The sequence below is a fragment of the Gilliamella sp. X-23 genome, assembly GCF_057063545.1.
On record NZ_JBXSQG010000015.1, the window covers coordinates 25,974 to 50,913 of the forward strand.

A 24,940-nucleotide genomic window follows, 5' to 3' on the forward strand; every position below is an offset into this window, starting at 1 on the left:
ACTATTTTCGTCCTCTAACATGTTTCATCAATCGGCGTCGTTTCCTCTGTTGCGATGCGGTTAAACTATTTTTTCGTCCTTCAAATGGGTTAGCCCCTTCTTTAAATTGAATTCGAATTGGTGAGCCCATAATTTTTAGCGAACGTCTAAAATAGTTCATCAAGTAACGCTTATAGGAATCTGGTAAATCTTCAACTTGATTACCATGAATAACGACAATGGGTGGATTATAACCCCCGGCATGTGCATATTTTAATTTAACACGACGCCCACGCACCAAAGGCGGCTGATGGTCATCTTGTGCCATTTGCATAATCTTAGTTAATAATGCCGTATTAACACGACGTGTTGCACAATCATACGCTTCTTGAATGGAGTCAAATAAGTTACCAACACCACTACCATGAAGTGCAGAGATAAAGTGTACTCGCGCAAAATCAATAAAGTCTAACCTATCATCTAGTGTCGTTTTAACTCGTTCTTTGATATCTTGTGACAAACCATCCCATTTATTAACCGCAATAACAAGTGAGCGTCCACTATTTATAATAAAACCAAGTAACGATAAGTCTTGGTCCGAAACTCCCTCTCTAGCATCAATAACTAAGATAACCACATTGGCATCTTCAATTGCTTGTAACGTTTTGATAACGGAGAATTTTTCAACCGTTTCGGTGACCTTTCCACGTTTACGCACACCAGCGGTATCAATCAGAATATATTCACGCTCATCCCGTGTCATCGGTATGTAGATACTATCGCGCGTTGTACCAGGCATATCATATACAACAACGCGATCTTCCCCTAAAATACGATTAGTTAGTGTGGACTTACCTACATTTGGGCGTCCAACTATAGCTACTTTGATAGGCTGATTGATTAATGATTCTGTATCATCAACCTCGGAATCATCATAACATTGAGATAAGTCGTTAGATTGTTCCTCGCCATCAAAATCGCTATTTTGTTCATCATCAAACTGAAAAATAGGATCTAATACAGTTTCAATTAATGAGCTTACACCTCGACCATGACTGGCTGCAATGGGGTAAATTTCGCCTAATCCTAAACCATAAAAATCAGAAATCGCACTATCAGCATCGATACCATCAATTTTGTTAGCAACTAAAAAAGTGGCTTTTTGGCGAGAACGTAAGTGCTTGGCGATAGCATGATCAGCTGGCATTGCTCCTGCTCTGGCATCAACTAAGAAAAGAACAATATCGGCCTCTTCTATGGCTTGTAGGGATTGCTCTGCCATAAAGCTCTCAACGCCATCTTCAGTACCATCAATACCGCCAGTATCAATCAAAATATACTCATGGCCCTTGATTTCTGCACGTCCATACTTGCGATCACGCGTCAATCCAGGAAAGTCCGCCACTAATGCATCTCGGGTTCGCGTTAACCGATTAAATAAAGTCGACTTCCCAACATTTGGACGACCAACAAGTGCTACAACAGGTACCATGTTTCTTCTCTAACTTACTATAATTTTGTATATTAATTTTTTGTAAAAGCGTAAATATCACCATTTTTAGCTTGAACAATAATTTTATTGTCTACTACTAATGGTTTAGATATTAATCCACTACTACTCACTTGTGTTTTTGCTACAAGTTCACCATTTTCAGCATTTAACCAATATAAGTAACCTTCAAAATCACCAAACACAACATAACCTTGATAAATAACAGGATCGGTTAACTGACGATGCGCAAAGTTTGATTGTGTCCAAAGTTCACTGCCACCATTCTTAGCAATAGCTTGAACGTTGTCGTTTTGGTCAATAACAAATAATCGATTAGTATCAACAGCAAAGCTATGAATAGAGCCAAGCTCTTTATGCCAAACTGGTTGACCGTTACTTAAATTAAGCGCAACGACGCTGCCATTATAACCAACGGAATAAACTAAATTACCTTCAACTACAGGTGTAGAATCAACATCATTTAATTTTGCAATTTCAGTAGAGCCCGATGGTTGTGAAATACGTTGTTGCCAAATTAATTGACCGTCATTAATGTAGTAAGCATTTACTCGACCATTATCATCGCCAACAATAGCTGCACCATGAGCGATAGTCGGTGTAGAGTTGCCTCTTAGCGACAGTGCGGGAACTTCGAAGGCTACATCCCACAAATTGTCGCCTGTATCACGATTAAGACCTTGAAGAATACCACTTGCAGTATGGATGATTAATTTGTCTTCAGATGGTACAGGTCGAGCAAGCACCTCGCCTTTTACTGTTTTTTCCCACACTGTTTTACCGTCATGACGATCTAATGCATACACAACAGCACGCTCACTGCCCACATAGACATATTTATCATCAGCACTTACACCACCAGAAAATAGTGCTGTTTTACTGCTAAAAAGTGTACTTTGTGATAAGTTTACATCCCACAATGTGTTACCACTCGATAAATCAATGGCTTTAACTTGGCCACTACGACTTGCTGCATAAATAGCATTATCATAATTAATCGGACCTAATAATGAATAGATATGAGTATTGCCTGCAGTGCTATTTCGCCACACTTGTTGAATAGGAAATTGGTTGTTTACCGTTGGGGACGGGGAAACTTGAACTATTTCTTCTTCCCCGCCGAATAAAGAACACCCGGCAAGTGAAAACATAAAAACACCAGTAAAAAGATATTTTGATAACTTCATAGTATAACCCTTATAGCAGGATAAATTAATTGTTACTTCCTTCTGTTTCAGCTTGTTTTGCTTTCGCCTCTTGATCGGCTTTTTGTTTAGCTGCTTGAACTTCTTGTTCTGCCTTTTCTTTGGTTGCTTGGGCTTCTTGTTCTGCTTGTTGCTTTGCTTTTAAATATTCAGCTTGATTCAGCTTCATTTTAATGCTTTCTTCTAAATCTTGAGTTGGGGAAGAAGTTAAAGCCACGTTATAAGCATCAATCGCTTCAACATAACGCGTCATTTTAACCAATATATCGCCACGGAGATCATTAATTACTGCGCTCCAATTTTCATTAGCAACATGATTTAGTGTTGTTAAGCTTTCTTGATATTGACCTTGTTGATACTGTAAACGTGCAATACGAATATTAATAATTGTTTTAATTGGTTCTGAGCTGGTTTTCTTTAATGCATCAACCAATAATACTTGTGCACCAGAGTAGTCTTTTAAGGCTTCAACATAAAATTTAGCCGCACGTAAATTAGCAAATACACCGTAAATTGTGTCGTTGTCTTTAGCAAAAGAGACGAGTTCATTAACAGAATCTGTTTTAGTATTATCTAATTGAGCAATTAGTTGTTCATACTTATCTGAATATTCTATCGCCTTTTCAGCTTTATATGATTGCCAATAACGCCAGCCATAAAAAGCCAATAATCCAATCACAAGGACCGCAACCATAATTTTCCATGTTTTAGCAAAAAAGCCTTTTATCTCTTCAAGTTGTTCTTCACTCGATAACTGATAACTCACGTTTTTCTCCTATTTCTTTTACTTTATCGACAAACAAGTTTGGACGACTTCTTTTTGTGCAACTTCAACTTGTTCGCCTGTTTGTAAATTTTTAATCGTTACAGACTGATTAGCTAGTTCATTTTCACCAATAATGACAGCTATTTTAGCACCTAATTTATCAGCCTTGGTAAATTGTTTCTTAAAATTGCTACTACCGTAATTTGTCATGATTCTCCAGTTAGGTAAACCATCTCGTAACTGCTCTGCAATATTTTGTGCAGCTGAAATGGTCTTTTCATCGCCAGATGAAATCATATAAACATCTATCGAATTATCACAATTTATAGATGGATTAACTGCTTGAACCAATAAAACTAAACGCTCAACACCCATTGCAAAACCAACTGCTGGGGTTGGTTGTCCACCCAGTTGACTAACTAACCCATCATAACGACCACCACCACACACGGTACCCTGCGCACCTAAACTACTGGTTACCCATTCAAAAACCGTACGATTATAGTAATCTAAACCACGGACTAATCTTTGATTAATATTATATTTTATTCCAGCATTATCCAATAAACGGCATAAACCTTCAAAATGTTGTTTAGATTCTTCATCTAAATAATCAAACAATTTTGGTGCCCGATTAAGTAGCTCTTGTACAACTGGATTTTTTGAATCAAGAACACGTAATGGATTAGTATACATTCTACGCAAGCAGTCTTCATCCAATTTATCTTTATGTTGCTCAAGAAAAGCAACTAAAGCATTTCGATAATTAGCTCTTGCTTCTAGTGAACCAATAGAGTTGAGTTCTAAAGAAGTATGCTTTTCAATACCTAAAGCTTTCCAAAAACGTGCAGTTAAAAGGATAAGTTCAGCATCAATATTTGGCCCTTCAAGTCCAAAAACTTCAACACCAAATTGATGGAATTGACGATAACGCCCTTTTTGTGGTTTTTCATAGCGAAAAGCGGGCCCTAAGTACCAAAGGCGCTGTTCTTGATTGTAAAAAAGACCATGTTCAATGCCAGCACGAACACAACCGGCAGTAATTTCTGGGCGTAGGGTAATACTTTCGTCATTACGATCGTTGAAAGTATACATCTCTTTTTCAACAATATCGGTGACTTCACCAACAGCTCGTTTAAATAGCGCAGTATCTTCAACAATTGGCGTTCTAATTTCGTTATAGCCATAGCTGTTTAAAACACCTTTGACAATTTTTTCGATCTGTTGCCAACTTGCACTGTCTGTTGGGAGTAAATCATTCATCCCTCGTATAGATTGGATTTTTTTCTCTGTCATTTATTTATTCGCTATTTAATAAAATTATAATTCAGTTGCTGCAATTCTGTTTTTCAAGACTAATGCTTTAGCACGAATTTTAGTTTCTAGTTCATCAATCATTTGTTCATTATCAATACGGCCAATGCGAACACCATCTTCATAAAAACCGCTTTTATTATGACCACCAGCAACACCCATGGTTGAAGCTAACGCCTCACCAGGGCCGTTAACGACACACCCAATAATAGACACATCCATTGGTGTGATAATATCTTCTAACCGCTGTTCTAGCGTATTGACAGTATTAATGACATCAAACTCTTGACGGGAGCAGGTTGGGCACGCAATAAAGTTAATACCACGAGACCGTATACGTAACGATTTTAAAATATCAAATCCAACTTTCACTTCTTCAGTTGGGTCAGCAGCTAAAGATACTCGAAGTGTATCGCCAATACCTTCTGATAACAATAAACCTAACCCAATTGCCGATTTAATCGCACCACTCCGCACGCCACCAGCCTCAGTTATGCCTAAGTGCAATGGCTGCTTAATTTGTTTAGCTAACAATCGATAAGCTTCAACTGCAGTAAACACATCTGAGGCTTTAACACTAACTTTAAATTGATCAAAATCAAGCCGATCAAGTATGTCAACATGGCGCATAGCTGATTCGACAATCGCTTGTGGTGTCGGTTCACCATATTTTTCTTGGATATCTTTTTCAAGTGATCCTGAGTTAACACCAATGCGTATTGGAATATTTCTATCTTTGGCACAATCAACAACCGCACGGATCCTTGATTCATTACCTATATTGCCAGGATTAATTCTTAAACAATCAACCCCATATTCAGCCACTTTTAAAGCAATACGATAATCAAAATGAATATCAGCAATGAGTGGTACTTTGGCTTGCTGTTTAATTAATTTAAACGCTTCGGCCGCATCCATTGTTGGAATAGAAACACGCACAATATCCACGCCAACACGTTCAAGTGCTTGAATTTGAGCTACCGTTTTTTCTACATCTGTAGTACGAGTATTTGTCATCGATTGGACAGCAATAGGCGCTCCTCCACCGATGGGCACTTTGCCAACATAAATTCGAGTAGATTCTCGTCTAATAATAGGTGAATCTTGATGACTCATAACATGCCTGATTATATAACAAAATAACTAGCTGGCAATCTTAACAAGATTTAAAGCAAATGTCTGTATGAGAATAAGAAAATTTGCTAACTATTAACATGATTGGAAGGAGATGGTGAAATATAATGACTTACTTCAACAAAATGGTTTTTATTGTCTTTATTAATATAATATAAAGTTATACCAAGTGCACCAAGAAGAATAAATATACCAATAAAGATAAAAGGAGCCTTTCTTGTTTTTCTCGTTACAAACGTTTGCGTTTGAATTTTTTTTTGTTGGGACTTAGATTGTTTGGTTAATTGATCGAGATAAGGCTGATACTGATCTACTGATAAGCCAACAATTTCTGCATAAGAACGAATATAACCTTTGACAAAAACAAGAGGGGCATGAGGCAATTGGTCCTTTTCAATATAATCAATCACCGTTTTTCGCACATGAATTTTATTGGCAATATCATCTTGAGTTAATCCCATTTGTTCTCGCAAACCCGCGAGCATTACTCCTAATGAAATATCGTCCATTATCCCCTCATAAACTCAATGCTAATCGTTAGTTAATTTTATCTTTACATATTTTTACACATTTTAATAATTAATCAATTTTTTTCGCATTAAACCACTGTGTAGGCTTTTCTATTTCATTCTGAGCAGCAACTAATTGTAGCTCATATTCATCTTGCTTTAAGGTTTCAAGCATCACAGCATATACGGCTGAAGTAGTATGTTCAAAGGCCTCAACCAATGGTTTTCCAAGTAAAATATTTGTTAAAAATAGTCCACTTGTCATATCACCAACACCAACCGGCTGCCTTACACCAAAATCAACGAGAGGTCGGTCAATATGCCATGCTTCGTCTTTAGTCACAAGCAACATTTCAAAACGATCTTTTTTATATCCAGCACGGCTTAAATGTTTAACTAAAATAGTTTGCGGACCTTTTTTACATAATTCCCGACAAGCTAATATAGCTTCGGCAACATTATTAATACGTTGTTTACCATTAAGCTCTTCAAGTTCTAAAATGTTAGGTGCCATCATATCTGCCATTGGTAAAGCGGTATTACATAAAACGTCTGAGACACCTGGTGCAACAAAACAACCTTTTTCAGGATGTCCCATTACCGGATCACAAAGATAAATCGCATTTGGATTAACGGCTTTTACCTTTTTAACAATCTCGATAATGGCATTACCTTGTTCCGGTGATCCCATATAGCCACTTAATACCGCATCACAACGCTTCAATTCATCAATTTCATTGATTCCATCAACAATCTCAGTTAAATGAGATGCAGACATTACCGTTCCAGTCCATTGACGATATTGAGTATGATTAGAAAATTGTACAGTGTTTAAAGGCCAAACATTTACACCTAATCGACGCATAGGAAATTCTGCTGCGCTATTTCCAGCATGACCAAAGACTACATGTGACTGAATCGATAAAATATTTTTCATAAAATTAATTCCAAATTAGCAGACAGTAATATTTTTTACCACGACGAAGTAAAGTATAACGATTAAAAAGTTTATCTCTATCAGCAAAACGGTAATCTGTTGTCGTGTTTCGCTCACCATTAACTGAAATGGCATTGGATTCAATCATCGTTCTTGCTTGACCTCTTGACGGTGCAAACTGCGCATTAACGATTGCTTGTTGTAAATCAACGTCACTTTCAACAACTAACGTCGGCATACCATCTTGGGCTAACTGCTCAAAATCTGCCTCAGATAAATCCGTTAACTTACCAGAAAATAAGCTTTCTGTAATACGTTTTGCTGCAATGAGTCCATCTTCACCATGAACTAGACGAGTAACTTGTTCTGCAAGTACATATTGAGCTCTTGGTGCAACACCACTATTTTTATCTTCTTCTTCCAATGCGTCAATTTCACTTAACGGCATAAATGTAAAGAATTTTAAGAATCGATAAACATCCGCATCTGCAGTATTAATCCAGAATTGATAAAATTTATACGGACTTGTCTTTTTAGGATCAAGCCATACGGCACCACTTTCAGTTTTACCAAATTTAGTCCCATCTGATTTAGTGATTAATGGCACGGTTAGACCATAAACCTGTTTTTGATGTAATCGACGCGTCAAATCTATACCCGCGGTAATATTTCCCCACTGATCAGATCCACCTATTTGTAAAACAACATCATGCGATTTATTTAAACAAGCAAAATCATACGACTGTAATAGACTATAAGAAAACTCAGTAAATGAGATACCCACTTCATCACGATCAATACGCTGTTTTACTGACTCTTTGTTGATCATGGAATTAACTGAAAAATACTTACCAACATCACGTAAAAACGTCAGCACATTCATACCACTAAACCAATCGTAGTTATTAGCAACAATTGCCGCATTTTCACCACAATTAAAATCTAAAAATGGTGAAACTTGTTGTTTAATTTTTTCACTCCACTCAACAACTGTCTCTTCAGTATTGAGTTTTCGCTCAACGGCTTTAAAACTTGGATCACCAATTAATCCTGTTGCTCCACCGACTAAAGCTACAGGTTTATGTCCAGCTAATTGAAAACGCTTTAAACAAAGCAACGGTACCAAATGCCCAAGATGTAAGCTATCGGCTGTTGGATCAAAACCACAATAAAGCGCAATAGGATTTTGTTCAATTTGTTCTATTAGTGCTTTTTCATCAGTAAGCTGCGCAATCAGTCCACGCTCTTGCAGTTGTTTGATCACATTTTTTGTCATATATTTTACCTATTAAAATTTATTACGTTTATATTCTACTTTAATGAAATTTATACTGTTTTATTATGATAACGTTTATACGCTTGTTTAAAATGATCTTCTACTATTTCATTAGGTTTTTTATCGCATAAGCTAAACACGACAATCGCAATTGAAGCAAATAAAAAACCAGGAATAAGAGAGTATAGATTAAACCAATTAAAATTAATCCAAAGCAATACGGTTACTGCACCAATTATCATACCAGCTAATGCGCCATTACGTGTCATGCGTGACCAAAATACAGAAAAAACAATAATTGGACCAAATGCTGCACCAAATCCAGCCCAAGCATGGCTGACCAAATCAAGTACGCTGTTATTTGGATTAATGGCTAATAAAATCGCAATAACTGAAACTAATAACACCATTATACGCCCAACCCAAACAAGTTCTTTTTGCTTTGCTTTTGGTCTAAAAAAGGCGCGGTAGAAATCTTCCGTTATAGCGCTTGAACAGACTAATAGTTGGCAACTTAATGTGCTCATTACCGCTGCTAATATAGCTGCAAGCAATACACCTGCAATCCAAGGATTAAATAATAACTTTGAAAGCTCAATAAAAATGCGTTCATGTTTGCCATTATTAACCAAATAGACAAATTCTGGATGATTGGAAAAAAAAGCAATACCAAAAAAGCCAACCGTAATGGCTCCGGCTAAACATAAAACCATCCAAGTCATACTAATTCGACGTGCATTTTTCATAACTTCATGTGAATCAGCCGCCATAAATCTGGCTAAAATATGTGGTTGACCAAAATAACCAAGTCCCCAACCTAACAATGAAATAATAGCGATAAAATCCATGTGAGCAAATAAGTTGGTGTAATTAGGATTAAGCGATTCAATATATGTCATCGCATCAGAAAAACCTCCAGCATTCACCATAACCATAGTGGGTGTTAAAATAAGTGCAAACATCATTAAACTTGCTTGAATAGTATCAGTCCAACTTACAGCTAAAAAGCCACCAATAAAAGTATAAGCAATTGTTGCACCAGCACCTGCTAACATCGCCCAACCATAACTCATACCAAATGTACTTTCGAATAATTTTGCGCCAGCAACCACACCGGACGCACAATAAATAGTAAAAAAGATAAGAATAATCACCGCAGAAATAATGCGAAGTAAAGAACTTTTATCATCAAATCGACGAGCAAAATAATCGGGTAATGTTAAAGAATTATGGTTGATTTCGGTAAAAACACGCAACCTTCCAGCAATCAGTAACCAATTGAGATACGCGCCAATTATCAAACCAATGGCAATCCAGCTTTGTGATATACCAAACAAAAAAACCGCACCAGGAAGCCCCATTAATAACCAACCACTCATGTCCGAAGCACCTGCTGAAAGTGCTGTGACAACACTACCAATACGGCGTCCACCTAGAATATAATCACCAAAGTTTTGCGTTGCACGAAACGCAAAAAAACCGATCGCAATCATCCCTAAAATGTACACAGCAAAGGTAACAATCATTGGTAACGACATTTTTATAACAAACCTTGTATTATGAAATTAAAATAGTGGGCTAGCTTATCACAAAAAGCCCATGCTAAAAAGCAGACGATTTATGTATTTGAGTGAATAAAAATTAGTTATTTTGTAAAATTACAATCTACATATATCGTTAATAGCCAAAACTAAAACGTCTATAACAACTAAATTTAACTTACAGATAAACTACAAATACAGTATATAATACCAAACAAACTATTTTGGGATATTAATTATTTTGTGAAACAATCAACTCGAATTCAAATTTTAGACAGGCTAAAAGATCATATTAAAGATCCAACTACTGAGCTTGTATACCAAACGCCATTTGAATTACTTATTGCTGTTGTTCTATCTGCTCAAGCAACAGATGTAAGTGTCAACAAAGCAACAAAACCACTGTTTGCTGTAGCCAATACAGCACAACAAATTTTAGCACTTGGCGTTGATCAATTAAAAAGTTATATTCGTACCATTGGGCTTTATAACAGTAAAGCTGAAAATATTATAAAAACATGTCAAATTTTAGTAGATAAATATCAAGGCGAAGTACCAGAAAATTTCGATTCACTTATTGAGTTACCAGGTGTGGGCAGAAAAACAGCTAATGTTATACTAAACACCGCTTTTGGTTGGCCAACCATTGCCGTCGACACCCATATATTTAGAGTAAGTAACCGTACAGGTTTTGCACCAGGTAAAACTGTCGAGGCAGTTGAAGAAAAATTGCTGAAGGTCGTACCAAAAGAATATAAAATAAATTGTCACCATTGGCTAATATTACACGGCCGTTATACTTGCATTGCCAGGAAGCCTAGATGTGGTTCTTGTGTTATAGAAGATTTGTGTGAATTTAAAGAAAAAGTTTACCCAGAGTGAAAATTAATGCCAAATAAATTTAATTTAGACCAAGATGACATAAACTTGTTTAAAAGTAGTATTGGTAATACCAAAAAGCTAAAACAAGATACCGTTATTCATAAACCGATGAAACGCTCAAAAAAAATAATGGAAAAACAAAAACTACAACATGAAAAAACGCATGCTGAGTTTTATTTTTCCGATAATTATCAACCTCTATTGCAACAAGATCCTATCAGCTATAGTCGAGAAAATGCTGATCCCTATGAAGTGAAAAAATTACGCCGTGGATTTTATGAGCCAGAGTTTTTTTTAGATTTACATGGACTCACTCAGCAAGAGGCTAAAAAAGAGATTGCAGCCCTTATCGCCGCATGTTTGCGTGAAAGAGCACATTGCGCATGTATTATGTATGGGCATGGAAAGAATATCTTAAAAAAACAAACACCAATGTGGCTCGCACAACACCCTCACATCATTTGTTTTCACCAAGCCCCCAAAGAGTTTGGTGGCAGCGCAGCATTACTCATTTTATTTGACATCAACAATGAATTAGCAAATAGCTAGTACTTGAAAATTAAAATAGTTGTGAATAATCCAAAAATAAAAAAGCCAGCTTAGCGATGCTAGTCTGGCAAACATTGGAAGCAATGTGAGCAATGTCATACTTTTTCAGAAGCTGTTTAGGCTCTAACAAAGTACACAATAATGATAATTATTCTCATTAATAAAAGCAAGCATTTTTTCGGCTTTCTTAAATTAAATGAAAATAAATACCTTACTCACTTATTTCATAAAACTAGTTTTATATTCAACTCGATAAAAAATAACAAAAATAAGCAGAAGATTGCTTTTCTGCTTTTATAAAACAATTTTACACAATAGCTAAATTCAGATAAAAAGACCGTAATACTAATTATTTTTGATAAATAAACTCTACGCCCTCTTCATCACTTTCATCCCAATCATCAAAATCATCGTCATCCTCAAAAGCTTCTTCCATTGCTTGTTGATGATAATCATCCCACATAAATTCAACTGTTTCAGGTGATGATTCTTCTTGTTCGGCTTCACGTGGATGAGCATTGATATATTCCATTAAATCCCAGCATAACGCTTTTACGCCTTCTTGATTAATGGCAGAAATAACATAATATTTATCCTGCCAGTCAAGCGCCTTAGCAATTTCAGCCGCGCGTTTAGCGCTTTCCTCGGGCCCTAATACATCCATTTTATTAAATACTAACCAGCGCGGTTTATTCGCTAATTTTTCGCTGTATTGTTGAACTTCTTGAATAATTACTTTAGCATTTTCTATCGGATCTGATTCATCCACTGGTGCCATATCAATTAAATGAACTAAAACACGACAACGCTCAAGGTGTTTTAAAAAACGAATACCAAGTCCTGCTCCATCTGATGCCCCCTCTATCAAACCAGGGATATCAGCAACAACAAAACTTTGCTCATTATCCATTCGAACAACCCCCAAACTAGGCACTAAAGTCGTAAATGGATAATCGGCAACTTTCGGTTTAGCAGCCGAAACTGCACGAATAAATGTTGACTTACCGGCATTAGGCAAGCCTAACATGCCAACATCAGCAAGCAATAATAATTCTAATAATACATCACGTTTTTCACCTGGAGTACCATCGGTTTTTTGCCTTGGTGCACGATTCACTGAAGATTTAAAACGCGCATTACCTAAACCGTGAAATCCGCCTTTGGCAACTAACACTTTTTGTTGATGACGCGTTAAATCACCAATAATTTCACCAGTATATTTATCCGTGATGCGTGTTCCCACAGGTACTTTAACGGTAATATCTCGACCGCGTTTTCCTGTACAATCAGAACCTTGTCCATTTTGACCTCGTTCTGCGCGATAATTTTTTTCAAACTGGAAATCAACAAGTGTATTTAAATTCTCATCAGCAATAAAAAAGACATCACCACCATCACCACCATCGCCACCATCAGGGCCACCTTTGGGTATATACTTTTCTCTGCGAAAACCCACACAACCGTTGCCACCATCTCCTGCTTCAACTCGAATTGATGCTTCATCAACAAATTTCATTATTCTTCCCCTTTATTGCGGTTAATTAGCCAGCCTTTTCTTGGATGCCAAAGGTAATGCCCAATGGTCGCAAACATTGCGCCCGCAACAACAGACACTGCGCCAATATAACCTAAAATATTTAAATATTGCATAGCAAACTTTTCAGGCCAAATCAATGCGAACAAATCTGAAAAGATCAGTGCAAATAATGGTGTTAAGGTTGTTATTGCACTCACTTGTGCAGCTTGCCACCGCTCCATTGCCATCACTAACGCCCCGTAGGCAATAATGGTATTCAAACCACAAAATATGATAGCAAATAGTTGGGTTGCATCAGCATTTGCCATTTTACTTGGTGAGGTAAAAGGTAACAAAAATACAGTGCAAATAAGGTAGATTAACCAAAGTAATTGTTCTGCACGCAATTTTCGTAATAGCACTTTTTGAGCAAGTGCATAACAAGCCCACGATACCGAAGCCAATAAGCCAAGCCAAACACCAATACCATACGCAGACATATTAGAAAAAAGGTCGACAATATTTTTATTAAAAAATAGTGCAAGCCCTGTAAGTAATACTAAAATACCAATAATCTGAGTCGGTCTTAGTCGCTCTTTAAAAATAAAAGCACTTGAAATCATAAATATCACAATGCCAGTTTGCGCAACTACCTGAGAGGTTGTGGCAGAAAGATACTGAACAGCACTTGCAAATAATGCAAAATTACCCAACAACCCAAACCCAGCAATCATCAATAAAATAAAGCGACGACGTTTTTTAAACATCATTAAATTAGGGAATTGCCTTTTATAAGCCAGCCAGATAGTAATACCAAGAGCAGAAATAGCCAATCGCGACCAAGCTAATGTCAATGGATCAACAACCACTAGCGCATATTTAATTGCAATTGGCACAATGCCCCACATCACTGCAGTTAACATGGCAAGTGCAAAACCTAATTTAACATTTTGCCGTTTTATCATATCGCCATCAATTTTATATAAATTTCAAGAAATGAAAAAAGCCCCACAATAACTGTGAGGCTTCTATAACTTTTGAACCGCTTTTAAATTAGCTATTAGCAACTACGCTAACATAACGACGGTTTTTAGGTCCTTTAACTTCAAACTTTACTTGTCCATCGATTAAGGCAAATAGAGTATGGTCACGACCACAACCTACATTAGTTCCTGGGTGGAATTGAGTTCCACGTTGACGAACTAGAATATTACCAGCAAGAACTTCTTGACTACCATAACGTTTAACACCTAAACGTTTACTTTGGGAATCACGACCATTACGTGATGAACCACCAGCCTTCTTATGTGCCATTGTTCGATACTCCTATTAAGCGATTGCAGTGATCTTCACATCAGTGAACCACTGACGGTGACCTTGTTGTTTACGATAGTGTTTACGACGACGGAATTTAACAATTTTCACTTTGTCACCACGACCGTGCTCAACAATTTCTGCTTTAATTGTTGCACCTTCAACAAACGGAGCACCAACTTTGATGTCTTCACCATTTGCTACCATTAAAACTTTATCGAAAACAACTTCTGCACCTGTTTCGACTTCAATTTTTTCCAAGCGAACGACTTGTCCTTCGCTAACTCGGTGTTGTTTACCACCACTTTGGAAAACTGCGTACATACTTAACTCCGCAATAAAAAGCAGACGATTACTTGATTAAACATATATGTCTGCACGATTAATCTTATAGGGCGTGAATTTTACGCAAAATTTATCCTCGTTGCAAGCGCTGTTTGCCAAAAGATCGCAAAAAGTTGCAAAAAAGATCAGAGGTATACTCTTTTCAGGCTACAATAATCATAAATTACTATTTATCTAAAATAAAATTATAAAATAATGTTGAGTGTTTATATGTCGAAAAGAAAAATTGGCTACAGCGCATCAATTATTAATCGTTTAACGCTATTAATGTTTTTTTTAGGCTCTATTGCTTTAGTCGCCTTATCGTTCTCAATTCAGGTAGCCAATGATGCAAAAGGTGGGACATATATGGTTAATCAATTAGGTTTACTGAGAATGAAGAACTACCAACTGCTTACCATGATTCCCATTAATGAAAAAGACTATAGCCACTTGAACATTTTTATGGATATTTCTTCATCCAAGCAGCATCTCATGCTCTTAAAACGCTACGGCTTAATGAATGAATTTAATCAGTTAGAAACTGATTGGCAAACTCGACTTACCACTAAAATAAAGCAAGCACAAAAAATGGATGATATAAAAAATGACATTGAAAATTATGTTGTTCGTATTAATGATTTAGTGCATAAAATTGATCAAAATACCGAGAAAAAAATTCAACATATTTCCCAAATACAACAATTATTTATTGTTATCATTGCTCTATTTCTTATCGCTCAGATCTACTATTTACGTTACTGTCTTCTTGCTCCATGGAAAAAACTAATTGATATGGCCGAAGCTATTTCGAACCACAATTTTAAGGTACGTTTTGATATTAAAGCCAAAAAGAATGAATTTGATCTACTAGGACTGGCTTTCAATAAAATGTCAACTCAGATCGAGTCACAATATTTATTGCTAGAACAACAAGTTGCGGAAAAAACCGCTAAACTACAACAAACCAATAAGATCGTTTCCTTTCAATATAAAGCAACCAAGCAACTACATACTTCAGAACCATTATGTGAACGTTTTTTAAAAATATTACGCGAGCTGGAAGAATTAGTCCCATTAACTCAATTTCAAATTCGCTTTTATGAATCCGATGATCCTAAGCATTACCAACAAATCAGTTATGATAATGAACAAAAATTATCCTATTGCCAAAATCCCACTTGCAGTGCATGTTTGATCTCATCAAAACCTGATCAAAAAAATGGTTTTCAACGTCATTGGTATCTTCAAGAGGATGACGAAAAATATGGGATATTATTCGCTTTACAGTCAGAAGAGATCATATTAACCGATGAGCAAGAAAACTTAATTATGGGACTAATTGAGCAAATGACCACTGCAATGAAGCTAGAAAGAAAAACAGAACAACAAAAGCAATATTTATTAATGAAAGAACGCTCAGCCATGGCCAGAGAGCTACATGACTCCATCGCTCAATCACTATCTTGTTTAAAAATACACCTTAGCTGCTTACAAATGCAGTCAGATTTAACATCTCAAAACAGTATTGATTTATTAGCAACTATGCGCAAAGAGATCAATATCAGCTATTCTCAGTTAAGAGAATTGATTACCTCTTTTCACTTACGCCTTAATCAAACAGGCTTTTATGCAAGCTTAATAGAATTAATTGAAGAATTTAATCAAAAATTACAATTCAATATTCAGTTTGAATACCACTTGCCACTTAATATTATCAATAGTAAATATGCTTTTCATTTATTACAAGTAATTAGGGAAGGGCTTAATAATATATACAAACATGCTAAAGCTTCACATGTCACAGTGAGTTTAAAAATAGATGATAACCAAATCATCTCTATTTGCATAAAAGATGACGGCATTGGTTTACAAAACGATTTAAAAAAAGATAATCATTATGGTCTAATTATTATGCGTGATAGAGTCGAAATACTAAATGGTAATTTAGCAATAGATAGTAACCCCAACCAAGGAACACAAATTGTGGTAACATTCAAAGCGAACAAAACCATTCCATTGCAGATGAGAAAAAAATGGAACAAATAAACAGTTCAATACTTCTTATTGATGATCACCCAATGTTAAGAAATGGTGTAAAACAGTTAATTAATACAGTAAACCATTTTGAAATTGTGGGTGAAACAGGCTCTGGTATAGAAGGCATAAAACTAGCAGAAGAGCTTGATCCTGATATTATTCTGCTCGATATCAATATGCAAGATATTAATGGACTAGAAATATTACGCTATTTACGAGAAAGAAACATCTCTAGCCGTATCATTATATTTACGGTATCAGATGCGAAAGAAGATATTATCACCGCACTAAAAACCGGTGCTGATGGCTATTTATTAAAAGATATGGAGCCAGAGGACTTTTTAACATCACTAAAGGATATTTCGGTCGGCAAGCTCATTATGGATAATGCTATTTCACATATCATCCTTAATTACATGCGTCATAATATACAACCAACCACAAAGCAAATACATGATGTCAGCTTGTTAACACCAAGAGAGAATGAAATTTTTAATTTATTAGTCCAAGGATTATCAAACAAACTGATCGCAAAAGAACTTGGTATCGTAGAAAGCACAGTTAAAGTACATATCAAAAGTATATTCAAAAAACTCAATTTTAAATCCCGAATGGAAATGACAGTATGGTATTTACAAGGTAAGGAATAAAATTATTCATTGAAAAATAAAAATAGATAAATCATCATACTTTGCCTTTAATAAGGTAATCACAACACACAAAAATGAAGCATGGCATTCAAAGCTAGAAAGATACGATGACTTATAATAGAATTTGACGAAAAGATATCCGCTATTTATAACCATAAAACACACAAAATCTGAAATAGGAATATTTGAAATGCCAATATTGATTAATGCTTATTCTACAGTCACTCATCCACCAGCCATTGATTTTCCTTGTGAACGTTTATATCATCGCGGATTAGATGATTCTGAGTTGATGAAACACCTTGATGGTTTTATCGGTTATGTCATGCAAGCGGGAGATGGGCAGATGAATTCACATCGTTATGCTTTGTATCGCCATATCCAACGAGTTAAACATCAATTTGCCTTTGAGATTGAAGAAGATAATTTTAGTGAGTTTACCACTTGGGGCTGGCAGGCAAATGCCATTATATTGATACCGGATGGAACTATTCGTAATCCTGATGGAGAAGTATTGCAATATCCCGATGGTGATATTGATTTAGATGCAGTTATCCCTTACCCACCAGAAGCATTAAAGCGCAAAACAAAAACTGAGCAGTATTTAGCCAAATTGGGATTGCATACGCCGACACATTTACCACCGGTTATTGCCGAATCCGAAGTAATACTTAGAACACCTGAAGAAGTAGCTAAACGTGCTTTAGCGATAATGTTAACAGGCATTCAAGCCGAAAGCTTTCGAGAAAATGATCCGATTAATCCGATGGAATTTAAAGAGCGTTGCCCAACGGGGTTTGCAGCTTTATCAAATAATGAACGTGACTTTATTTATAGCGAGCAGCCAACGGAGCAAGATGTCATCGATATGTCTTGGAAATACGAAGCATTATTACCTTTACAATGGGCAATCAATTGGCAATCTGAGCTCCCTTTTGCTGATACGATCTGTAATGTTTCATCGCTAGTTGACGAAGGAATGCAACATAGTGGGCAAGACATTTCTACAGTGACCTTAAGACCTGTTAGTGAATTGTTAGATGCTTTAGATTTGCACTACCGCTTACATTGGATAACCACAGATTTTCGAATGAATGATAAGCACCCCCCCGCATCGATTATAAGTGATGTTATTCAAGAACGCCATTATGCATTAAATTGGTTAACTTGCTTTGAAAATGCGGATTGGGATGATGTCGATACCCCGACCTGATATTTTGTCTTATTATTTAGCAGGCATCATGCCCATATTAAATTGATAGATACTTTACTCATTGGCTAATGATTCATTTCATTAGCCATTTTTTAAAGTGAATAACTGAACCTTTTATAAGTGGCGAAAAAATACAATCGTAGAATTGTGCACAACTAAAACTAACCTGCCTATTCCAATTAATGTTCAGAAAACCAACTGAGCTTTTCACGTAATGCAACAACAGGTCCAATAATAATTAAACTTGGGCTACAAGCCCGCAAAGATAATTGCGCTAAATCACATAATAAGCCCGATACTACTTTTTGATTTGTCGTAGTGCCTTCTTCAACAATGGCTACCGGCGTATTTGCATTCATACCATGCTTAATTAATTGTTTTTCAATATTTTCAGCTTGTGACAATCCCATGTAAAACACTAACGTTTGTTTTTCAGCTGCTAGGCTTTGCCAATCAAGACGACTACCATCCTTTAAATGACCAGTGATTAAACGCACACTATGGGCATAATCTCGATGCGTTAATGGGATTCCGCTATAGGCAGAGCAACCCGAAGCGGCTGTAATTCCCGGGACGACAGAAAAAGGAATATCAGCATTAAATAATGTTTCAAGTTCTTCACCGCCACGACCAAAAATAAAGGGGTCTCCGCCTTTTAGGCGTACAACACGCTTACCTTTTTGCGCTTGTTGTAAAAGAATCTGGTTTATTTGCTCTTGCGGTACACAATGAAATCCTGCGCGTTTACCAACAAATACACGCTTAGCATCTCGACGAGCAAGATTCATAATGTCATCTGAGACCAATCGATCATAGACAATAATATCCGCTTGTTGGATCTGTTGTAATCCTTTTAGTGTCAATAATCCCGCATCACCAGGCCCAGCGCCAACTAAAACGACTTCACCACGAGCATCAAGTGATGTATCAAATAACTCATTCGTGAGTTTTTCAACATCATCAGAATCACTATTAGCAAGCGCTTGAGCTAATCTATCATGCGAAAATAGTCTTTCCCAAAAACGTCGTCGTTCTGTCATTGTTTGGTAGGTTAGTTTAACTTTATCGCGTAAATAACCAGCATATTTAGCTAATTTACCTAAATGTTGGGGTAATATAGACTCTAGTTTTTCGCGCAATAATCTGGCCAAAACAGGGGCATGCCCTTCCGAAGAGACGGCAACCATAATAGGAGAACGATCAATAATCGAAGGCATAATAAAACTTGCCGCTTTAGGAGCATCTACAACATTACAAAAAATACATCGTTTTTCAGCCTCCATACTTACTTTTTGATTAGTCTCTTGGCAATCTGTCGCAGCAATGACTAACCACTTATTATCAAGTAATTCAGCATCAAATTCCCCTTGAGCTAGGGTAAGTTGCTTTTGCTCATGCCAACACATAAATTGTTCATTAAATGTTTGCGCATTTACCGTCAGGCGAGCACCTGCTTCAAGCAATAATCGCGCTTTACGTTCAGCGACTTCACCACCACCGACTAATAAGCAATCACGGTTTTCTAACTTACAAAATAGGGGAAAATAATCCATAGCACCTCAAAATAGAACACTCTCTGTTTAAAAATTTATCAACACCTAGCCTCTAATAATAGAATGTTATTGCTTATCCTATTTTTAATCGCACCGTTATTTTGTATCACTAATAGCAATGAAAACAAAATAGAAGACTAAACAATTTAGCGCTTTTTAAAAGAAGGGGAATTATTCACTATCATTCCCCCCCTAGGTTGATTATGGTAATAACATCTCGTTAATTAAATCGTTATGCTGGGCGCTCTGCTTTCGGCGTTGAATACCAGTATCCTAGCCCCATAAATAACGCACCAGAAACAAGATTTCCTAATGAGACCCATAACAAATTATAACCAATTCCTGTTAATGTGTAAGCATCACTATGATGACCAAACCACGAAAGTGCAAATAAGGTCATATTTGCAACCGAGTGTTCATAACCACAAGCGATAAATGCTAATAAACACCACCAGATAGCAATAAATTTTGCCGAGCCTTCAACTCGATTAGCCATCCAAATTGCTAAACAAACTAACCAGTTACATAACACGCCTCTAAAAAATAATGCGGACGCCGTAGCCGATGTTTTGGCTAAAGCTGCGGCGTGAACCAAGCTGGTATCTGTGGATAATAAAGGTGTTGCAGCATAACAATACAATGCAGCTACAAAAATTGATCCTAATAAATTACCTAACCATGTTTGCGGTAATACCAACCACATTTGGCCATGGGTAATTTTTTTGCATTTAACACCAAGCGTTAAAAACATGGTATGCCCAGTAAATAATTCCGATCCGGCTATAACAACCAACGTTAATGCAATACCAAACGTTGCTCCCATAACTAACGGTCTCATTGCAGGATCAACGAGATTTCCTAGAGTAAAAATTAAAATAATACCAAGCCCTACATAAGCCCCAGCCATAGCAGAACTTACCCAAAAACCAAATGGATTCGTTTTTGCCAAACGAACAATGCGCGCAGCATTGGCTGCACATTTATTAATCGTTTCAGTATACATAACAACTTTATCCTTTTAAAAATAGGTTTAGTGCGACTTTACTTGTACCATCCCATCATCATTGACGATGACTTCATAATGAGCGATCGAGTATTGTTCATCTTCAAAACAATAGCCATCTTTTAAACGAAAACGTTGTTTTTTCAGCGGGCTTGCCACCCATAACTGATTTTCATGCTCCGCAATAATGCCACGAGATAAAACACTTGCCTTAGCAAAAGGATCAATATTACTAATCGCATAAAGCTCAGCATTATTATAAGGACGGAAGATAGCAACATGATCATTACCGACAAGAGCACAAACGCCAGTGCCTGGCAAAATATCATCAAGTTTACAAATAGTTATCCATTGACTCATATTATTCCCCTAACATTACTTTACGTTCTTCGGCTGTAGCTGGTCGATGCTGATCGCGTTCAGGTACAATTTGGACATTCTCATCACGTTTGCTGCTGTTAATAAAGTGCGCAAATCGAATTTGGTTTGCATTATTTTCAACCGTTTCTTTCCATTCGCATACCATTAATTTACGTAAGCGCGCCATCTCACTTTCTAGCTCTGCATTAACACCTAACTTATCGTCTATAATGACACTGCGTAAATAATCAATACCACCTTCTAGATTTTCAAGCCAAACTGACGTTCGCTGTAATTTATCTGCAGTACGAATATAGAACATCAAAAAACGGTCAATAAATTGAATTAGTGTGTTTTTATCGAGATCCGCAGCAAGTAAATCAGCGTGACGAGGCTTCATTCCCCCGTTACCGCAAACATAAAGATTCCATCCCTTTTCAGTGGCAATCACCCCAATGTCTTTACCTTGAGCTTCGGCACATTCACGCGTACAACCAGATACACCCAGTTTAAATTTATGTGGTGCACGAATACCTTTATAGCGGTTTTCGAGTTCTACCCCCAATCCCACACTATCGCCTACACCAAATCGACACCAAGTGCTACCCACACAGGTTTTTGCCATTCTTAACGCTTTAGCATAAGCATAGCCACTCTCAAAACCCGCCTCAACAAGCTCCTTCCAAATAGCCGGCAGATCATCTTTTTGTGCGCCAAATAGACCAATACGCTGTGATCCGGTAATTTTAGAATAGAGTTGATATTTTTTAGCGATTTGACCAATGGCAATTAATCCTTCTGGTGTAATTTCGCCACCTGCACTACGGGGAATCACAGAATAAGTGCCATTTTTTTGAATATTACCTAAGAAAATATCATTACTATCTTGCAAAGGAATCAAATTATCTTTAAGAATATAATCATTCCAACATGAAGCTAATAACGATCCAACCGTGGGTTTACAAACCTCACAACCGTAGCCATTACCATGTTTTTTAATCACTTCATCAAACGACTTTAAGCCTCCAACACGAATTAAATGATATAACTCTTGGCGCGAGTATTTAAAGTGTTCACATAAGGCATCGCTGACCTCGATCCCTTGTTTAGCTAATTCCAAATTAAGAATTTGCGTAACAAGTGGGATACAGCCACCACATCCCGTTCCAGCTTTTGTTTCTGCCTTAATGGCTGCAACTGTATGACAACCTGCATTAATCGCATGGATAATTTTTTCTTTAGTCACATCAAAACAAGAACAAATTTGTGCTGAATCGGGAAGCGCATCAACACCCATAGTCGGCTTTGCGCCTGCATGTGCTGGTAATATCAACGTATCTGGGTGTTCGGGGAGATCCATATCATTAAGCATTAATTGTAATAAATTACTATAATCCGACGTATCGCCGACCAATACCGCACCCAAGAGTTTTTTATTATCACCCGAAACAACTAATTTTTTATAAACTGGCGCTGTCTCATCTAAGTAAACATAACTACGACTTCCCACTGTTTTCGCTTTAGCATCACCAATACTGCCAACATCGACACCCATCAGTTTTAGCTTAGCGCTCATATCGGCGCCTTCAAATTTATCGGCTTGCCCCATTAAATGCGCTAAAGCAATCTGAGCCATTTTATAGCCGGGTGCAACCAAACCAAAAACCTTGCTTTGCCAACAAGCGCATTCACCAATAGCATAAATATCAGAATCCGATGTTTGGCAATAATCATTAATCACAATCCCACCACGAGGACCGATTTCTAACTCGCATTGTTGAGCTAATTTATCGTTTGCTCTAATGCCGGTTGAAAAAACAATAAAATCGATTTCAAGTGAAGAACCATCTGCAAATTGCATGATTTTACCTTCAGGCGTATGAATTATTTCTTGGGTATTTTTACTGGTGTGAACCCCGACCCCCATCTCCTCAATTTTACGACGTAATTGTTCTCCGCCTTGCACATCAAGCTGTTCAGCCATAAGCACTGGGGCAAACTCAACCACGTGCGTTTCCATACCTAAGTTCTTCAAAGCGCCAGCAGCTTCAAGCCCTAGCAACCCACCACCCACAACAGCACCTTTTTTACAACGCTTCGCACATTCTCGAATGGCATCAAGATCTTCAATCGTACGGTAAACAAAACAATCCAAGCCCTCAGCACCTTTAATCGGCGGCACCCAAGGATAAGATCCGGTCGCAATAATCAATTTATCATAAGCAACAATTCGCCCTTGTTGAGAATGCACCTCCTTACGCTGACGATTGATTAAAATAACCCGTTCATTAAGTAAAACCTTAATATTATTCTCTTCGTATAATCCTTCGCGAACCAAAGAAAGCGCTTCGGCAGTATGACCAGAAAAATAAGAAGAAAGATGCACCCGATCATAGGCAAGACGCGGCTCTTCACAAAAAATAGTAATATTGAATTGATTGGACTGCATTTTATCGATTAATTCTTCAACAAAACGATGCCCAACCATCCCATTACCAATAATAACGAGATTGGTTTTACTCATACAAAAACTCCAATTTTATTTTAATTTAATGATTTAATTTTATTTTGATAACATTGTATGAAACTTGGTACAGAATATAACTACCCTCAAGGATTACCACTTTAGTAGTAAGAGTGATTGTTGAAGCCATAATTTGAGGATAAGGCTTGTTTAAAAATAGATAAAAATCAAAAATGCCTATCAAAATATCCGACTTAATTACCCAGCAAATCGACAAAAAACCGTTAAAAAAGTTGCCAACAATAATTAAACGATTATAATTAGCCGACTAAATAAATTGAGTAATGATAATTGAATTACAATTCAAGAAAGCTTCCTTCACGTGAAACCTTAGCACGTGCACAAAGATTTAATAATGATATTGTTGAAGTTTCTGGTGTTGATCTGGTTTTAAGTTTAATCACAACCGCCGATCTCATTCGCGCGAATATCTATGCACAATTAGATAAAGATTACGGCGTTTCTGAGGGGAAATTTGCCTTATTGATGTCACTGTTTTCAGAAGGTGAAACCTGTGCCAGCGATCTTGCTTTGCGCATTGGCGTAACACCGGCGACGGTATCTGTCATGGTTAAGCGAATGCTGGCATCTCCAGAGCCTTTAATCTCGATGACAAAAAGTGGTGAAGATGGACGTTCTCGCCTAATCACTTTAACAGATGCAGGTGAAAGGCTGATTCAAGAGGCATTACCCAACCACCTTAAATCGATTCGCGCTTTTGCGCAGGTGCTAAACTCGCAAGAGCAAGAGTCTTTAATCGCAATGTTGCGCAAATTATTACGAAAATAACGGACTTTAATCATTAAAGTCATTCTTTTTACTTAAATAGTTAGCTGACTAA

General features: G+C 36.9%; 23 protein-coding genes. 6 read left to right on the top strand and 17 right to left on the bottom strand.

Annotated features, from left to right (window positions below):
- Position 1: 1 nt before the first annotated feature.
- The 9 genes from der to putP form a co-directional block, all read right to left on the bottom strand.
- Positions 2 to 1,471 (bottom strand): ribosome biogenesis GTPase Der, encoded by a 1,470-nt coding sequence (der, locus tag ACYH9I_RS09695; protein ID WP_483560536.1) that lies wholly within the window; start codon positions 1,469 to 1,471, stop codon positions 2 to 4.
- 32 nt (positions 1,472 to 1,503) lie between these two features.
- The gene (gene bamB / locus ACYH9I_RS09700; protein ID WP_483560537.1) at positions 1,504 to 2,676 is read right to left on the bottom strand and encodes an outer membrane protein assembly factor BamB; all 1,173 of its coding nucleotides are present in this window, start codon (positions 2,674 to 2,676) and stop codon (positions 1,504 to 1,506) included.
- Between the two features lie 25 nt (positions 2,677 to 2,701).
- Complete coding sequence (locus tag ACYH9I_RS09705) at positions 2,702 to 3,460, bottom strand: YfgM family protein (RefSeq protein ID WP_483560538.1); 759 nt, start codon at positions 3,458 to 3,460, stop codon at positions 2,702 to 2,704.
- Between the two features lie 18 nt (positions 3,461 to 3,478).
- Positions 3,479 to 4,756 (bottom strand): histidine--tRNA ligase, encoded by a 1,278-nt coding sequence (gene hisS / locus ACYH9I_RS09710; protein WP_483560539.1) that lies wholly within the window; start codon positions 4,754 to 4,756, stop codon positions 3,479 to 3,481.
- Between the two features lie 24 nt (positions 4,757 to 4,780).
- Positions 4,781 to 5,890, bottom strand: a complete 1,110-nt coding sequence (gene ispG, locus ACYH9I_RS09715; RefSeq protein ID WP_483560540.1) for a flavodoxin-dependent (E)-4-hydroxy-3-methylbut-2-enyl-diphosphate synthase — start codon at positions 5,888 to 5,890, stop codon at positions 4,781 to 4,783.
- Between the two features lie 86 nt (positions 5,891 to 5,976).
- Positions 5,977 to 6,417 carry a helix-turn-helix domain-containing protein gene (locus tag ACYH9I_RS09720; RefSeq protein ID WP_483560541.1) on the bottom strand — a complete coding sequence of 147 codons (441 nt, stop codon included), beginning with the start codon at positions 6,415 to 6,417 and terminating at the stop codon, positions 5,977 to 5,979.
- A gap of 70 nt (positions 6,418 to 6,487) precedes the next feature.
- Positions 6,488 to 7,354, bottom strand: coding sequence for a pyridoxal kinase PdxY (pdxY, locus tag ACYH9I_RS09725; protein ID WP_483560542.1), 867 nt, complete (start codon positions 7,352 to 7,354; stop codon positions 6,488 to 6,490).
- A gap of 4 nt (positions 7,355 to 7,358) precedes the next feature.
- A complete protein-coding gene (gene tyrS / locus ACYH9I_RS09730) occupies positions 7,359 to 8,630 on the bottom strand; it encodes a tyrosine--tRNA ligase (protein WP_483560543.1) in 1,272 nt (423 codons plus the stop codon).
- Positions 8,631 to 8,680: 50 nt separating this feature from the next.
- Positions 8,681 to 10,174: a sodium/proline symporter PutP gene (gene putP / locus ACYH9I_RS09735; RefSeq protein ID WP_483560560.1), complete on the bottom strand. Its 1,494-nt coding sequence runs from the start codon at positions 10,172 to 10,174 to the stop codon at positions 8,681 to 8,683.
- Between the two features lie 240 nt (positions 10,175 to 10,414).
- Between putP and nth the strand changes: the two genes are divergently transcribed.
- Positions 10,415 to 11,053, top strand: a complete 639-nt coding sequence (gene nth / locus ACYH9I_RS09740; RefSeq protein ID WP_483560544.1) for an endonuclease III — start codon at positions 10,415 to 10,417, stop codon at positions 11,051 to 11,053.
- A gap of 6 nt (positions 11,054 to 11,059) precedes the next feature.
- Complete coding sequence (gene smrB / locus ACYH9I_RS09745; protein ID WP_483560545.1) at positions 11,060 to 11,602, top strand: endonuclease SmrB; 543 nt, start codon at positions 11,060 to 11,062, stop codon at positions 11,600 to 11,602.
- Between the two features lie 349 nt (positions 11,603 to 11,951).
- Here the strand turns inward: smrB and cgtA are convergent, their stop codons facing one another.
- The 4 genes from cgtA to rplU all read right to left on the bottom strand — a co-directional run bounded on the left by cgtA (position 11,952) and on the right by rplU (position 14,756).
- The gene (gene cgtA, locus ACYH9I_RS09750; protein WP_483560546.1) at positions 11,952 to 13,118 is read right to left on the bottom strand and encodes an Obg family GTPase CgtA; all 1,167 of its coding nucleotides are present in this window, start codon (positions 13,116 to 13,118) and stop codon (positions 11,952 to 11,954) included.
- Positions 13,118 to 14,083: a DMT family transporter gene (locus ACYH9I_RS09755; RefSeq protein WP_483560547.1), complete on the bottom strand. Its 966-nt coding sequence runs from the start codon at positions 14,081 to 14,083 to the stop codon at positions 13,118 to 13,120. Before ACYH9I_RS09755 ends, cgtA begins: the two co-directional genes overlap by 1 nt.
- A gap of 88 nt (positions 14,084 to 14,171) precedes the next feature.
- Positions 14,172 to 14,432, bottom strand: a complete 261-nt coding sequence (rpmA, locus tag ACYH9I_RS09760) for a 50S ribosomal protein L27 (RefSeq protein ID WP_034915250.1) — start codon at positions 14,430 to 14,432, stop codon at positions 14,172 to 14,174.
- A 15-nt stretch (positions 14,433 to 14,447) separates the two neighbouring features.
- Positions 14,448 to 14,756 (bottom strand): 50S ribosomal protein L21, encoded by a 309-nt coding sequence (rplU, locus tag ACYH9I_RS09765; protein WP_025314436.1) that lies wholly within the window; start codon positions 14,754 to 14,756, stop codon positions 14,448 to 14,450.
- A 231-nt stretch (positions 14,757 to 14,987) separates the two neighbouring features.
- On the opposite strand from rplU, the gene narX reads away from it, so the two are divergent.
- From narX to ACYH9I_RS09780, 3 genes are all read left to right on the top strand, one after another.
- A complete protein-coding gene (gene narX / locus ACYH9I_RS09770) occupies positions 14,988 to 16,805 on the top strand; it encodes a nitrate/nitrite two-component system sensor histidine kinase NarX (RefSeq protein ID WP_483560548.1) in 1,818 nt (605 codons plus the stop codon).
- On the top strand, positions 16,793 to 17,446 hold the full coding sequence (narL, locus tag ACYH9I_RS09775) for a two-component system response regulator NarL (RefSeq protein ID WP_483560549.1): 654 nt from the start codon (positions 16,793 to 16,795) through the stop codon (positions 17,444 to 17,446). Before narX ends, narL begins: the two co-directional genes overlap by 13 nt.
- 190 nt (positions 17,447 to 17,636) lie before the next feature.
- A complete protein-coding gene (locus ACYH9I_RS09780; protein WP_483560550.1) occupies positions 17,637 to 18,659 on the top strand; it encodes a DUF4272 domain-containing protein in 1,023 nt (340 codons plus the stop codon).
- A 179-nt stretch (positions 18,660 to 18,838) separates the two neighbouring features.
- On the opposite strand, the gene cysG is transcribed toward ACYH9I_RS09780, so the two are convergent.
- The 4 genes from cysG to nirB form a co-directional block, all read right to left on the bottom strand.
- The gene (gene cysG, locus ACYH9I_RS09785) at positions 18,839 to 20,212 is read right to left on the bottom strand and encodes a siroheme synthase CysG (RefSeq protein WP_483560551.1); all 1,374 of its coding nucleotides are present in this window, start codon (positions 20,210 to 20,212) and stop codon (positions 18,839 to 18,841) included.
- 232 nt (positions 20,213 to 20,444) lie between these two features.
- On the bottom strand, positions 20,445 to 21,215 hold the full coding sequence (nirC, locus tag ACYH9I_RS09790) for a nitrite transporter NirC (RefSeq protein WP_174797939.1): 771 nt from the start codon (positions 21,213 to 21,215) through the stop codon (positions 20,445 to 20,447).
- A 27-nt stretch (positions 21,216 to 21,242) separates the two neighbouring features.
- Complete coding sequence (gene nirD, locus ACYH9I_RS09795; protein ID WP_174797938.1) at positions 21,243 to 21,575, bottom strand: nitrite reductase small subunit NirD; 333 nt, start codon at positions 21,573 to 21,575, stop codon at positions 21,243 to 21,245.
- 1 nt (position 21,576) lies between these two features.
- A complete protein-coding gene (gene nirB, locus ACYH9I_RS09800; RefSeq protein ID WP_483560552.1) occupies positions 21,577 to 24,099 on the bottom strand; it encodes a nitrite reductase large subunit NirB in 2,523 nt (840 codons plus the stop codon).
- A 291-nt stretch (positions 24,100 to 24,390) separates the two neighbouring features.
- On the opposite strand from nirB, the gene ACYH9I_RS09805 reads away from it, so the two are divergent.
- The gene (locus ACYH9I_RS09805; protein WP_483560553.1) at positions 24,391 to 24,888 is read left to right on the top strand and encodes a MarR family winged helix-turn-helix transcriptional regulator; all 498 of its coding nucleotides are present in this window, start codon (positions 24,391 to 24,393) and stop codon (positions 24,886 to 24,888) included.
- Positions 24,889 to 24,940 lie beyond the last annotated feature (52 nt).

Bases quoted from the DNA above. Each gene is read 5' to 3' on its own strand.
- ACYH9I_RS09780 (WP_483560550.1), top strand. From the start codon at position 17,637: ATGCCAATATTGATTAATGCTTATTCTACAGTCACTCATCCACCAGCC.
- nirB (WP_483560552.1), bottom strand. From the start codon at position 24,099: ATGAGTAAAACCAATCTCGTTATTATTGGTAATGGGATGGTTGGGCAT.
- narX (WP_483560548.1), top strand. From the start codon at position 14,988: ATGTCGAAAAGAAAAATTGGCTACAGCGCATCAATTATTAATCGTTTA.
- ACYH9I_RS09755 (WP_483560547.1), bottom strand. From the start codon at position 14,083: ATGATAAAACGGCAAAATGTTAAATTAGGTTTTGCACTTGCCATGTTA.
- ispG (WP_483560540.1), bottom strand. From the start codon at position 5,890: ATGAGTCATCAAGATTCACCTATTATTAGACGAGAATCTACTCGAATT.
- bamB (WP_483560537.1), bottom strand. From the start codon at position 2,676: ATGAAGTTATCAAAATATCTTTTTACTGGTGTTTTTATGTTTTCACTT.
- smrB (WP_483560545.1), top strand. From the start codon at position 11,060: ATGCCAAATAAATTTAATTTAGACCAAGATGACATAAACTTGTTTAAA.
- hisS (WP_483560539.1), bottom strand. From the start codon at position 4,756: ATGACAGAGAAAAAAATCCAATCTATACGAGGGATGAATGATTTACTC.
- der (WP_483560536.1), bottom strand. From the start codon at position 1,471: ATGGTACCTGTTGTAGCACTTGTTGGTCGTCCAAATGTTGGGAAGTCG.
- pdxY (WP_483560542.1), bottom strand. From the start codon at position 7,354: ATGAAAAATATTTTATCGATTCAGTCACATGTAGTCTTTGGTCATGCT.
- tyrS (WP_483560543.1), bottom strand. From the start codon at position 8,630: ATGACAAAAAATGTGATCAAACAACTGCAAGAGCGTGGACTGATTGCG.
- rplU (WP_025314436.1), bottom strand. From the start codon at position 14,756: ATGTACGCAGTTTTCCAAAGTGGTGGTAAACAACACCGAGTTAGCGAA.
- nirC (WP_174797939.1), bottom strand. From the start codon at position 21,215: ATGTATACTGAAACGATTAATAAATGTGCAGCCAATGCTGCGCGCATT.
- cysG (WP_483560551.1), bottom strand. From the start codon at position 20,212: ATGGATTATTTTCCCCTATTTTGTAAGTTAGAAAACCGTGATTGCTTA.
- rpmA (WP_034915250.1), bottom strand. From the start codon at position 14,432: ATGGCACATAAGAAGGCTGGTGGTTCATCACGTAATGGTCGTGATTCC.
- nirD (WP_174797938.1), bottom strand. From the start codon at position 21,575: ATGAGTCAATGGATAACTATTTGTAAACTTGATGATATTTTGCCAGGC.
- cgtA (WP_483560546.1), bottom strand. From the start codon at position 13,118: ATGAAATTTGTTGATGAAGCATCAATTCGAGTTGAAGCAGGAGATGGT.
- narL (WP_483560549.1), top strand. From the start codon at position 16,793: ATGGAACAAATAAACAGTTCAATACTTCTTATTGATGATCACCCAATG.
- ACYH9I_RS09720 (WP_483560541.1), bottom strand. From the start codon at position 6,417: ATGGACGATATTTCATTAGGAGTAATGCTCGCGGGTTTGCGAGAACAA.